Raw genomic sequence first — 12,604 nt, 5'->3', positions numbered from 1 at the left:
TATTTTTCTTCTCTTTCTTATAACTTATAAAGCTACTAACTAACAATACTCCCAGACTTAAAAAGGTAAATATATATGCTACTAACAAATAATTATTCATCAGTTACTTTTTAAAAATTCCATAATTTCGCTAGGAGCAGAATCTAAATAAAAATGCTTTAGATATTTTCCATTTTTATCCATTAGATAAGTAAAAGAAGAATGATCTAACATGTAATCTTGGTCATTATCATTTTCACTAGCAGCCTTAGCATAATAAACCTTAAACTTATCTGCTACTTCTCTTATTTGCTTCTCATTACCTGTAAGTCCAATAAATTTAGGATGAAAATGTTTTAAATATTCCTTTAATACTGCTGGAGTATCGCGGCTTGGATCAATAGTAATAAAAACCGGTACTATATCTATCTTATTTTCGCTTAAAATTTCCACCGCTTTTGTTATTTTATTTAAAGAAGTTGGGCATATATCAGGGCAGCTAGTAAATCCGAAATATATAAGGCTTAATTTACCTTTTAATTCATCACTACTAAATATTTCACCATTTTGATCTATTAATTCAAAGTCACCACCGATTTCTGCGTTATCTTCATAAATATTTACCTGACCAGCAAGAGGCTTATCTGGAGTCTTTAAAGATAATAATAAATATAATGCTCCAACGCCTATTAATAGACTAACTCCAATAATAATTTTTATAACATTTGATTGCATTTTTTATATCCCCAAATCTTATACAAGACCTAGTTTTTTAGGTTTAAAATATTTTACCCAAATATCTATTAGTAATTTAGTAATAATAATTGCTGAAAACATCGATGATATAATCCCGATTGTTAATGCTACAGCAAATCCTTTTATTGCTCCAACTCCAAATATATAAAGTAGAAAAGCAACAATCAGAGTAGTAAGGTTAGAATCCAAAATAGTAGCAAAGGCTGACTCAAAACCGGTTTTAATAGCATAAAGGTTGGAAGTTCCTTTATTTAGCTCTTCCTTTATTCGCTCGTAAATCAATACATTAGCGTCAACAGCCATACCCATAGTAAGTATTATCCCAGCAATCCCTGGCAGAGTTAAGGTAGCTTGGAAAAGCGACAATAATGCTAAAACATATAGCATAGCAAGACTTAAAGCTATATTTGCAAATAAACCAAGCAAGCCATAAGACCAGACCATAAATATACAAACTGCTGCAAAACCAATTATCCCTGCCTTTTTTCCCGATTCTATAGAATCAGCTCCAAGATTCGGTCCTATACTTCTTTCTTCAATAATCTTAAGCGGTGCAGGCAGTGAGCCGGCACGTAATAATAACGCAAGTTCATTTGCCGATTCAACAGTAAAATCACCTGAGATTATACCGCTACCACCCATAATTGGTTGATTTATTGTTGGAGCACTAAGTAGCTTATTATCTAAAACTATAGCAAGATGCTTTCCAACATTATTTTTAGTAACTTCACCAAATAATTTACTACCCAAACTATTAAAAGAAAATGATACAACTGCTTGTGAATTCTGATCAAAAGAGGCTGCGGCAGTTGTTAATGAATCACCACCTAAAATAGCTTTTTTCTTTACAACTAAATAACCCATTCTATCCCCTTGAACAAGCATTGAACCCATAGGCACATGACCTTTTACTGCTTCTTCAACATTGGCATTTTCATCAACCAAGTGAAAAGTTAGCTTAGCAGTTTTACCTAAGATATTTTTTAAATAGGTTGGATCTTCTTCACCAGGAACTTGTAATAATATATGTCTATCACCTTGTTTTTGTAGTATAGGCTCTTTAGTGCCGGTACTATCAACTCGCATTCTGACAATCTCAATAGATTGATCGACTACTTTATTAAGTAGCTCACTTAATCTAGATTCGCTATAGGAAAGCTTTATTCTATTATCATTTGCTTCAACATTAATCTCAGGATCAATTTTGCTAATTATTTTCTTTAATGGCTTTAATTCTTCCTGTGATCTCAGCTCTAACTGAATATTATTCTGCTTAACCAATAGATTTTTATAACCAATTTTATCTTCACGGAAGCTTTTACGTAAAGTATCGGCTAAATTTTCCATAGTGTCATTGAGATAAGTATCGAAATCAACATCAAGCAATAAATGGGCCCCACCCCTAAGGTCAAGCCCTAAATTTACTGAATCATGAGGCAGATATTTGGACTTTACCTGTGTAAAATTCGGTAAAGCACAAATAACTGCAAAAATCGTACATATAATTGAAAGGAAAATTTTCCACTTAGGAAGATTTTGCACCGCTTACCTTCTTATCTTTTTTATTATTTTTACTGTCTTCCTTTTTAACTGCTACATCTTTAGAACGGCTAGTTATATCAACAATAGCACTTTTTAAAACTTTAATACGTACATCTTTTGCTATCTCAACTTCAATATTAGGTTCACTTTCGCTAACTTTAGTAACGATCCCGTAAATACCGCTATTTGTTAGAACTTCTTCACCCTTTTTAACTTCGCTTACTAACTTCTCTCTTTCTTTACGACGTTTTTCTTGCGGACGTAATAGTAAGAAATAAAAAACAGCAAAAATTAAAACCATCGGTATTAAGCTTGTTAACCCCGATTGTAAAGAATTCGTAGTCTCTACAGGTACAACTTTAGTTTCTTGTATCTCTATTGTATCATTATTATTTGCGTTACTGTCTTGCCCATTTGTCGACATAAATTATTTCCTTTAAGTTTAAAAAATCAGTTAACCACCCTGCATTGCAAATGCAGGGCTTAAGATTATGGCATCAATGCCTTAGCTATAGCTAGTTTTCAACTTGAAAGTTTCCAAACTTATCATCTCTCGATTCATGTTTATCAATATAATCCTTGATCATTTGGTCAGTCACATTGCCTGTGGTTCTGACAAAATATCCAACAGCCCATAAGTGTTTACCCCAATACTGTTTCCGTAATTCTGGAAATTCCTGCTGAATCTTCCTTGAACTCTTTCCTTTTAGATACTGTACCACCTTACTAATACTTTGATAAGGTGGCACAGATACATAGATATGTACGTGATTTGAAGCTATCTTCCCTCTTAATATCTCTACTCCATTATCCTTACATATCTCTTGGGTTAGGTCCTTGACTCTCCTACCAATATCACCAACCAATATATTATATCGATATTTAGTCACCCATACTATATGATAAGTGCAATCGTAAACTGTGTGGCTTATCTTCTTGTAATACTGCATCTCTACATTCTATATGTTAAAACGACGCACTGCAAGTGCGGGGTTTTTCTCCCAAATTTGGGACAATAAAATAAAAATAGCTGCCTAATCGCTTTAATGCAAGGGTAAAATAAAAATATAGAAGAAAAAGAGAGATTATTAATTGCTTTATCAATTATAGAGAACGAGGAATAAGTGATTTTATTAGAAAATCTTAAATTTATGGCATCGTTTTTGAATTATGGGAGTTTTTTAAAACTTCTTTATAAACTTCAAGATTTTTTCGGAGCATTAAATCAAGAGAGAAGTCATTAATTACAGTATGTCTTGCGGCAGTTTGAATTTTCTTAGCTTCTTCAGTATTTAGAATAGATAAGCAATGATCAATTTTTTGAGCTAAATCTTCAGCATCATTCGGCTTTACGTGAAAACCTGTTACATTATCATTTATTGTTTCAGTAGCTCCACCAATATTAGTGGCAATAACAAGCTTTTCCATCGCCTGCCCTTCAATGATAGTACGCCCAAAGGCTTCAGGCTCAATCGAAGCAGAAACAATAATGTCAGAAATACCATATAGATTTATGATATCAGAATCATTACCAAAAATTTGAATTTTATTTTGAAGTTTTAAATTTGCGATAAGTTCTTTTACTCTATTAGTAAAACTAGGATGTCTTGATAAATCACCGACCATTAAACAATAAAAGTTTCTGTGCTTTAATTTGCTTAATGCCTCTACTAAAACAAGATGCCCTTTCCAGTTAGTCATTCTTGAGGGCATTGATATTATTGGTACATTATCTGGAGCATCATATTTATCACGACATTTTTTAAGCCTTTCTGGTGTTAAATTTGCTGGATCGAAATAATCACAATTTACACCACGCTCAATTACCACTATTTTACTTTCATCAACATTATAATTTTTAAGTAAATGCTGCTTCACAAAATTGGATACGGCAATAACTTTCTCTCCCTTTAACATTATACTATTATAATATTTCTTTAAATCATTAGGAGCGTTATAAATACCATGAAAGGTTGTTAAAAACTTAGTATTCGTCCATTTTGCTGCTAGATATGAACTCCATGCCGGAGCTCTTGACCTTGTATGAACTATATCAACCTTATATTTTTTAATTATTTCAGCTATTAACCTAGCATTACTTAGAATTACAAAAGGGTTTTTACTACTACTATTCATTTGAATATGTAGTATATCCTCATTATCTAACTCTTTAACTAAAGCACCGCCAGCTGAAATTATAATCGGAGTATGACCAAGAACTTTAAGATATTTTGCAACTTCTATAGTCCCTCTCTCAACTCCTCCTGAAACTAAAGCAGGAACTACTTGCAAAATAGTATATTTATTGTATCGTTTACTTGAATTTAATGAAAGCATTATAATTTCATCTGTTTAAATAATTATTTAAAATGCACAAGCTTTATACTAGAACACAAGACAAATTTGTTGTCTATAATAATTATAGAATTGTTAATACAAATATTCCACCTGTAATTTTTTTACACGGCTTAATGTCAGGTATGCATTCATCTAAAGCTCTATATTTAATAGATTATTGTAAAAAAAACAATTATAATTTTACTATTTTTGATAATTTTGGTCACGGTTATGCTACAGGACAATTTACAGATCAAACTATTAGTAGTTGGTTAGAAGGAGTAGCTCTAGTTTTAGATGAATTAATTGATGATCAAGCCATAATAGTCGGCTCAAGCATGGGAGGATGGCTTGCACTTCTTGCAGCTTTAAAGTTTCCAAATAAAGTTAAAGGACTTATCTGTTTAGCCCCTGCGGCTGATTTTACGGAAGATATTTGGCACAATCTATCGCCAACAGATCAATCTAGAATACAAAAAGAAAGTGTGCTAGAAATATCAGGTAGAAGTTGTGAACATAGATATCCTATTAGCTATAAATTAATAGAAGATGCAAGAAAGCATTTACTATTGACAAAGAACAAAATTGATATAAATATTCCGGTACATTTAATCCATGGCATGTTAGATGAAGATGTACCTTATGATATTTCTCTTAAGCTGTTAGAAAAAATAACAAGTAAACAGATAATACTGAAATTAGTTAAAGATGCAAAACATAACCTATCTAGAGAAGAGGACTTAAAGGTTATGACAAATTCTTTAGAGGAATTGATCCATGTCATTGCGAGCGACTATAAGGAGCGTGACAATCTTGTAAAGCAGGACTCCTGAGATTGCGAACGTACAAAACTTATAGTTTTTACTCGCAATGACGGAAAAGCTAATACATACAATAATGCTAATTACAAAAAATTAAATAAAGAAAATAATAAATATGTTTAGTAAAATAAATAAAATTCACGATTTTAAAGAAGTTATAAAAGCAATAGAAAAAGCAGATGGAACTTATCTAGTGCTTTTTGATGTTGATGAAGTAATAGTGATGGATTCAGATGAATCTAGATTAATGCATGATTACCGCAAAATATTAGTAAATGACATTGAAAAAAGGCTCTCTCGTAAAGAATGCGAATTATTAATGAGCGTAGTTCTAAAGGACCGCAAAGCTAGGTTTGTGAATGACGATATTTTAACCATATTTGCTTTACTTAAAGAAAAAAATATTCCAGCAATGGGTCTTACAAAGCTTCCTACCGGTAAATTTGGCGTAATTGAAGATATGATAGAGTGGAGAGTACGAGAACTAACTTCATTAAAATTGAATCTTCAAGAATTATCACCTTTAAATGACGAAGTAGTAATAAAAGATTTTAATGCCGGTTATGGTGATCCTATTTTAAAAGATGGGATAATTTACACCGCAGAATATGATAAGGGAGCTGTGCTTGAATATGTGTTGCAAAAAACAAATTATTCTCCGAAATCAATAATATTTATAGATGATATAGAAGAAAATTTATTATCATTACAAAAGACATGTAGTAAACTAAAAATTAATTACCAAGGATTTGAGTTTATGGGTTCTGCAATAGTTCCTGAACCTGATCTTAACGAACAACTAGAAAAAATTAGATTTGAGATTCTAGAAAAAGAATATAAATGGTTAACGGATCACGAACTTAAAAAATTAAATAAATAATATTAATTATGCCTACAAAACTTATCATCCTTTTTGTCCTATTTTTTTCGCTTTCTACTATTGCAAGTAAAAAAATAGAAGAAAAAATTACAGGAGTAAAAGTTACTAAAGCAGAAACAGCTGAGCTTTATGAAGTCTTCAATATTGTAGGACGATGCCAAAATAATAATAGCCGTGATTATTATGCTAATGCTGCTGGTACTGTTGAAAAAATTTCAGCTATGCAAGGACAAATAGTTAAAAAAGGTGATATATTACTAGTTATAGATAGAGATGTAGCGGAAACTACTAAATCAAAAGCCGAGGCTTTATTAAATACAAAGCAGGAAGAGTATAATAGAAAAGATGCTTTATTTGCAAAGAAATATGTAAGTAGCCAAGAACATAAAAAATCGAAAAGCGAGCTTGAAGAGGCTAAATTTAATTATACAATGGCTCTTAAAACCTACAATGACATGATAATTACCGCTCCTTTTAATGGTAAAATAGGTGTGATAAAACCTATGGTTGGTGATGAAGTAAAAATAGGTGATTATCTTTTTAGTATTACAGGAGCTGATAAATCACAAAGTAGTTTTATTGAATTACCAGAATCTTTAAGCGGCAAGGTCTTTGCCGGCACAAAAGCAATAGTTAATGGCAAAATCCATAGTGAGGTTTTTGCTATCTCACACTATTTATCAAATAATGGTACTATAACCGCTAAAATTGCCTTACCAAATAATACAAATATTTTACATAATAGCTATGTAGATGTTAAGTTGATAATCAACCCGCATGAAAATTTAGCTGTACCAGAAAAATCTATACAACGTAATAATCAAGGTAATTTTGTCTATAAAATAGATGGTGATATAGCAAAACAACTATATGTAAAAACTGGTTTACGAACCAATGGCTTAATCGAGATTATTTCCGATAACATCAAAGACAGCGATATAATCGTTACAGAGGGCATGCCTCAAATAAGCGATGGTGCAAAAGTAAAAATACTTAATGAGTAAATTACTTAGATCTGCTTCTTTTAAGCCATATACTTATTCTAGATATAGTTGCATGCATTCCATTATATTTTATAGAATAAATGGCTAACCTAATTAAACTTGGTATATTAGAAAAACCTAATAGTATTTTTTTTATACCACTAGAGTCGCTCTTTGTAACATCATCTTCTTTTAATGATTTTAATTTGGTTATAGCTTTTGATAATAAACCAACAGTTAGGGAGCTATATTTATTTAAATAAGGATGACTAATAATATAAGATGCTGTGTTTATTAAACTTTCTGCATGTTTTCTAGGATTTGACAAAGTATTAGTACTAGTTATTCTTACTTGTGATAATTCTTTATTAATACCACCTATCAGATCCTTACTTGCAATAGAAATCCATACACAAAAATCTTCACCATTTCTAATATTTTCAGGAAATAAATTTTGTCTAAATACAGAAGTTTTAGCCATAACTGTCGGCACTGCTATTGGACAGTAATTAATAATCTGGGGAAAACATTGTCCAGAAAAAGTACCTGAATCCTCAGAAGAAAGATATTTTAGTTGCTCATCTACTTTTTGATAAGAAGTATGAGAAAATGATTTATCATTTTCTGCCATATACCTTAATTGAGTTTCTATTTTATCCGGCATAAATAAATCATCCGAATCAAGAAAAGCAATATATTCTCCGGTAGCTTTTTCAATTCCAAAATTACGAGCTGAACTAACGCCTTTATTTTCTCTACGAAAATATTGTATTCTTTCATCTTTTTTACAGGTTTCAATCAATTTTGATACATCATCAGTTGATCCATCATCTATTACTAGCACTTCAAAATTTCTATGAGTTTGAATAAGCACACTTTCTATAGCCTCTATAGTCCAATTTATTCTATTATATAGAGGAATAATCACGGTAACTTTTGTATTATTTAAATATTTATTTACCATCTCTAAAGCTAATTGTTCTGATTTTTTATAGGGAGTACTGTATTTTAAAAAATTTATAGTATCGAATAGAAACGCTGCTATTGAGCCACCACCCATGGTCAGCATTTCTTGCTCTGTTAATTCTTTTAAAAAACCCGTCCATAACACTTCACATTCTTCTAATTGGTTAGGAACGATACGACTACTTTGATTTGGATGTTGACGACATTTTACAAGAATTTGAGAATCGAAATGAATTGTTGCTATTCGAAAAATCTTAAAAAATAAATCATAATCCTGAGTATGTTTTAGTGACTCATCAAATAACCCAATTTTTTGAAAATATATAGTCGGTATTAATAAAGTACAACCATATGCTAATCCACGTAAAAGAGCAAATAATGATATATTTAATTTTTCTTTTGGATATTTCTCATCAGGTTTTATAAAACGTAAAGAACGGGATTTTTCATCAATTAGCTCATAACCACCATAAATTATGGTATCTTTGTTATCTAATTTATTTAATATATTAATTTGATGTTCAATTTTACTAGGATAATATAGATCATCATGACTAAGCCAAGAAAAATACTCACCTTTCATATTTTTTATGCCGACATTTAAAGCCGAAGCACATCCACCATTTTCTTTAGAAAAATAACGTATTTGATCACCATATGATAATGCTATTTCTTCCGTTTTCCCATTATCTTTTGAGCCATCATTAACGACTATAATTTCAATATTTTTATATGTTTGAGCTAAAGCACTATCTATTGCTTCACGCATATAATTTGCCCCATTATATACCGGAATAATAATGGAAACTAACGGGAAATATGTATTTTTCATCCAACTAATTTTTGAGAATGAGGAATTTTTCTAATTACTATACTAATTAGCAAACTAGCTATAAAAGTAATAACTGCTAAAACTATACTACCAAATATTGGATAGTTTGTTGGATTAAAGCTCGAGAAACTTATCATTTTACTTTCTAATTTAACTAATATCCATACATGCACAAAGAAAATAACAAAACAATTCTCAGAAATACATTTTAGTAATATATTATACTTTACTGGTATATTAATATTTTGCAATGCTAAAAACATCCCTATAGCTGCTATAACAACGTTCGGAGATAAATACCAATAAGCTTTCTCATCAGGATTAACAGAATTTACATTTAAAATCCAAGTTATAATAAACGTAACACTACTTACTAGCAAATATAAAATTAACCAATAATAGCGAGAAAACTTTAACCCAATATTTTTCCTTATTAAATACGCCCCTAAAACTGCATAACCAGAATAACTAAAAAAATTATTAATTGCCATCCACTTTATTATCGAAAATAAATAATAGTAATTAACAGAATTAATTGCAAACCATAATACTAGAAAATAACAAGCAAATTTTTTACTTTTAAGCATTTCGTTAACAATTAAAGCAAGAATTGGAAATAGTAAATAAACTCCAAGCATATAATAAACAAAGCCTAAATGATACATTGCAGGCTTACGAAAGATACTATTTAACGCAGAAAAAATATTAAATGTCTCGCTAGTATTATAAGAAATCCAATATTTATATAAGGTGCTCCAAAATATTAATGGAATTAATAATCTTTTGATTTTATACCATAATTTTTCTATAGATATATTACCTTTAAGTGCTAAAAAACCTGAAGTTAATATAAATAAAGGAACAGCTACTCTACAAAAAGAATCAATAAAATTAGATAAAATAAAACTTTTAAAAAAAGGGATAGATGAATATTTATAGAATGATGGAGCTATAGAATGAAGTAATACCACCATAACAATAGCTAGAGTTTTTACTAAATCTACCCAAACAATACGGTTATTATCTATTTTCATCGTCATTTACTACCTTTCATATTTAAAAATTTAAAAAAATTTTCTTTCATACGCTCTAATGTAAAATCTTGTAAGAAGCAATTATATCCATTTTTAGTAAAAATATTATAAGAACTAGTATCAGTTACAGCTTTTTCTAAAATATTTAATATTTTTGCCGTATCTAATGAATTACATAAATACCCTGCATTATTGTTTGCTATATATTTACTTGGGGAGGAATAGTCAGGAGCATGACAAAAAACTGGTCTACCGGCTGCAAAATATGTAACTAATTTTCCTGGAAAACTAGTAGATGATTCTTTATAAAATTCTTCTGAAAACCAATATGGAAGATATAAAAGATCTGAATCTGATAATAAAGTGATAGCTTCCTCTTGCGGACGCCATCCTAAATATTCAAAATTTTCCGATTTTTGTGTAGAAACTTCAGAACGTCCAATAATACGGACTAAAATACGCTTTTCCCCTATTATCCAATTAGCCTCATTTAACGCATTAATAAAACTCATCCATGCATCTTGAGCATATAACTGCCCTGCTATTGCAATTATAAAAACATCTCTATCTTCATGTGAAGCAGTAGCAGGAGGTTTAACTAATTCTTTAGGTAAACTAGCAATTATCGGTATAGTTGGTATATTATATTTAGCTTCATACTCCTTAGACATCCCCCAAGAGGCGGTAGCACAACAAGTACTATATTTGAGTACTTCATCAAATTCTTCTAAGAGTCTTTTGCTGGTATATTTATCAATATAATGACTGCGTAACCACCATTCAAAATGATCCCATACCTGCGTATATAAAGGAACTGAGAGTTTTTTAGCTAAAGGACGTGCTAGCCTAACTATAGTTTGACCTTGCAATATAATCCATATAGTATCAACTTTATGTTTTTTGGCAAAATTAATAATCTTAGGAAGTAAAAAATATTTTACTTTTAAGGCACTAAGTAGCTCAATACCATAAGAAATTAAAGTTTTTATTTTCTTTCCTTTAAATCTTGTAACTGATTCGCTAGGTTTGAATAATTTTAAATGAGGAATCTTATCTAATTCTTCTGGTATTTTAAATTCTAAAGACGAATGTGAAACTGTACATATAACAATTTGATCTAAAGGTAGAAATTTTACTAAAGGTTTTAATACCAACCCTGCAGTATAATTATCACAAGGAGGTATATCAGTTAAAAGTAAAATCTTCATTTATTCAGAGCTTCCTTATAAATATCTACTAAATTTTTTATATGCATATCTTGATTATAGTGTAACTCAGCTGCCTTTCTTCCTTTACTACCTCGTTCTAAACGCTCTTCTCGACTGTCAACTAAATGTTTTATTGCATTTGATAAAGCGTTACTATCACGCATTGGAACAGAAATACCAATGTCAGGGGCAAAAGTTACCTCAGGTAATGATGTTTCATCAAAAACTATTATTGGCTTACCGCATGCCATTGCTTCTATTGCCATAACGCCGAATGCTTCTGCAACGGAGGGCATCAAGAAAATATCAGAAGCAGCTACAACATCTCGGAGTAAAACATCATCATTAGTCCAGCCATGTTCTATTATTTCAAATCTTCCTCTAAATCGTTCTAACAAATTATGTCTACCAACTGTTAATAGACATATAGATTTTGTAGTTTCCAACTTTTCTAACGCATCCATAATATAGCGGTAACCCTTAAAAGGAGTATCTTCCGAGCGGAAACAAATCACTATCTTATCATCGCTAATATTAAAACGCTCTCTTGCTTTTTTAGTATGATCAGGAGAGAAAAATTTTAAATCCAAACCGAAAGGTAAATGATGAACCTTAACTTCTTTATCAAATAAAGGTGAAGTATCAACCATATTCTTCATCCATTTTGATGCTACAATTAAATTAAAATTGGATTTTTCATAGATTTTTCGTTTGTTATCAAATAAAGATCTACTATTATCTACTCTCATTGGAAATGGGGTTTTAAGGTCAGGGCAAACACCACAATTTTTTTCCCATCCAGTGCAACCCATTGGATAAACGCAACGTCCTGTCATTGCCCAAGGATCGTGCAAAGTCCAAACTGTTGGTTTTAACCTAGTTATTTCAGGTAGGTGATTTATGCTAAAAAACCGAGAATGAATAATATGAAGATGTATAAGATCAGCTTCTTGAAACTCAGGCATCTTTATCATTTGTAAAGCATTACGATATAAAATTGATTGCAACGATAAAATATTTTCTGCTACATACAAAAAGTTATTTATTATATGATCTTTTTTGCTAAAAGATAACACTTCAGGGTTATTGGTATCTCTTTTCCAAATCAGATGTTTGGAATCTATGCCATATTCTTTTAAAAGAGGTGTAATAGCTAAACCATGAAAACGACTTCCTGGTGATTCATAACCATTTACTTGTAATATCTTCATTTTAAACTTGCTGTAAAGTTAATAATATTTTCTAGTAAGATTTCTATCTTTATCA

The 12,604-nt window shown here is 30.6% G+C and carries 12 protein-coding genes; 3 read left to right on the top strand and 9 right to left on the bottom strand.

The window, feature by feature from the left end; translation table 11 throughout:
- Window positions 1-99: 99 nt before the first annotated feature.
- The 5 genes from AAGD54_RS04100 to AAGD54_RS04080 form a co-directional block, all read right to left on the bottom strand.
- Complete coding sequence (locus AAGD54_RS04100) at window positions 100-714, bottom strand: SCO family protein (RefSeq protein WP_016948170.1); 615 nt, start codon at window positions 712-714, stop codon at window positions 100-102.
- Between the two features lie 18 nt (window positions 715-732).
- Window positions 733-2,277: a protein translocase subunit SecD gene (gene secD / locus AAGD54_RS04095; protein WP_341795081.1), complete on the bottom strand. Its 1,545-nt coding sequence runs from the start codon at window positions 2,275-2,277 to the stop codon at window positions 733-735.
- Window positions 2,261-2,701, bottom strand: a complete 441-nt coding sequence (gene yajC, locus AAGD54_RS04090; protein WP_341795080.1) for a preprotein translocase subunit YajC — start codon at window positions 2,699-2,701, stop codon at window positions 2,261-2,263. The genes secD and yajC overlap by 17 nt, the downstream gene beginning before the upstream one ends.
- Before the next feature lie 91 nt (window positions 2,702-2,792).
- A complete protein-coding gene (gene tnpA, locus AAGD54_RS04085; protein ID WP_341794258.1) occupies window positions 2,793-3,227 on the bottom strand; it encodes an IS200/IS605 family transposase in 435 nt (144 codons plus the stop codon).
- Between the two features lie 199 nt (window positions 3,228-3,426).
- Complete coding sequence (locus tag AAGD54_RS04080; protein WP_341795079.1) at window positions 3,427-4,614, bottom strand: glycosyltransferase family 4 protein; 1,188 nt, start codon at window positions 4,612-4,614, stop codon at window positions 3,427-3,429.
- Between the two features lie 32 nt (window positions 4,615-4,646).
- Between AAGD54_RS04080 and AAGD54_RS04075 the strand changes: the two genes are divergently transcribed.
- The 3 genes from AAGD54_RS04075 (at window position 4,647) to AAGD54_RS04065 (ending at window position 7,319) form a co-directional block, all read left to right on the top strand.
- Window positions 4,647-5,447: an alpha/beta hydrolase gene (locus tag AAGD54_RS04075; protein WP_341795078.1), complete on the top strand. Its 801-nt coding sequence runs from the start codon at window positions 4,647-4,649 to the stop codon at window positions 5,445-5,447.
- Window positions 5,448-5,550: 103 nt separating this feature from the next.
- Window positions 5,551-6,315, top strand: coding sequence for a DUF2608 domain-containing protein (locus AAGD54_RS04070; RefSeq protein WP_341795077.1), 765 nt, complete (start codon window positions 5,551-5,553; stop codon window positions 6,313-6,315).
- Window positions 6,316-6,320: 5 nt separating this feature from the next.
- Entirely contained in the window at window positions 6,321-7,319 is a 999-nt protein-coding gene (locus tag AAGD54_RS04065; protein ID WP_341795178.1) for an efflux RND transporter periplasmic adaptor subunit, read from the top strand.
- Between the two features lies 1 nt (window position 7,320).
- Here the strand turns inward: AAGD54_RS04065 and AAGD54_RS04060 are convergent, their stop codons facing one another.
- From AAGD54_RS04060 to AAGD54_RS04045, 4 genes are read right to left on the bottom strand one after another with little or no spacing between them, the layout of a single operon-like run.
- Complete coding sequence (locus AAGD54_RS04060; protein ID WP_341795076.1) at window positions 7,321-9,096, bottom strand: glycosyltransferase family 2 protein; 1,776 nt, start codon at window positions 9,094-9,096, stop codon at window positions 7,321-7,323.
- A complete protein-coding gene (locus tag AAGD54_RS04055) occupies window positions 9,093-10,136 on the bottom strand; it encodes an acyltransferase (RefSeq protein ID WP_341795075.1) in 1,044 nt (347 codons plus the stop codon). Before AAGD54_RS04055 ends, AAGD54_RS04060 begins: the two co-directional genes overlap by 4 nt.
- Complete coding sequence (locus AAGD54_RS04050; protein ID WP_341795074.1) at window positions 10,133-11,338, bottom strand: glycosyltransferase; 1,206 nt, start codon at window positions 11,336-11,338, stop codon at window positions 10,133-10,135. Before AAGD54_RS04050 ends, AAGD54_RS04055 begins: the two co-directional genes overlap by 4 nt.
- Window positions 11,335-12,549 carry a glycosyltransferase family 4 protein gene (locus AAGD54_RS04045; RefSeq protein WP_341795073.1) on the bottom strand — a complete coding sequence of 405 codons (1,215 nt, stop codon included), beginning with the start codon at window positions 12,547-12,549 and terminating at the stop codon, window positions 11,335-11,337. Before AAGD54_RS04045 ends, AAGD54_RS04050 begins: the two co-directional genes overlap by 4 nt.
- Window positions 12,550-12,604 lie beyond the last annotated feature (55 nt).

The organism is Rickettsia endosymbiont of Rhinocyllus conicus (genome assembly GCF_964026465.1).
Classification (GTDB): domain Bacteria; phylum Pseudomonadota; class Alphaproteobacteria; order Rickettsiales; family Rickettsiaceae; genus Rickettsia.
Note: the sequence above shows the minus strand (reverse complement) of the source record. Positions and strands in the feature narration are given on the sequence as shown.

Excerpts from the sequence above, each read along its gene's own strand:
- AAGD54_RS04100 (WP_016948170.1), bottom strand. The coding sequence starts at position 714 with ATGCAATCAAATGTTATAAAAATTATTATTGGAGTTAGTCTATTAATA.
- yajC (WP_341795080.1), bottom strand. The coding sequence starts at position 2,701 with ATGTCGACAAATGGGCAAGACAGTAACGCAAATAATAATGATACAATA.
- tnpA (WP_341794258.1), bottom strand. The coding sequence starts at position 3,227 with ATGCAGTATTACAAGAAGATAAGCCACACAGTTTACGATTGCACTTAT.
- AAGD54_RS04080 (WP_341795079.1), bottom strand. The coding sequence starts at position 4,614 with ATGCTTTCATTAAATTCAAGTAAACGATACAATAAATATACTATTTTG.
- AAGD54_RS04075 (WP_341795078.1), top strand. The coding sequence starts at position 4,647 with ATGCACAAGCTTTATACTAGAACACAAGACAAATTTGTTGTCTATAAT.
- AAGD54_RS04070 (WP_341795077.1), top strand. The coding sequence starts at position 5,551 with ATGTTTAGTAAAATAAATAAAATTCACGATTTTAAAGAAGTTATAAAA.
- AAGD54_RS04060 (WP_341795076.1), bottom strand. The coding sequence starts at position 9,096 with ATGAAAAATACATATTTCCCGTTAGTTTCCATTATTATTCCGGTATAT.
- AAGD54_RS04055 (WP_341795075.1), bottom strand. The coding sequence starts at position 10,136 with ATGACGATGAAAATAGATAATAACCGTATTGTTTGGGTAGATTTAGTA.
- AAGD54_RS04050 (WP_341795074.1), bottom strand. The coding sequence starts at position 11,338 with ATGAAGATTTTACTTTTAACTGATATACCTCCTTGTGATAATTATACT.
- AAGD54_RS04045 (WP_341795073.1), bottom strand. The coding sequence starts at position 12,549 with ATGAAGATATTACAAGTAAATGGTTATGAATCACCAGGAAGTCGTTTT.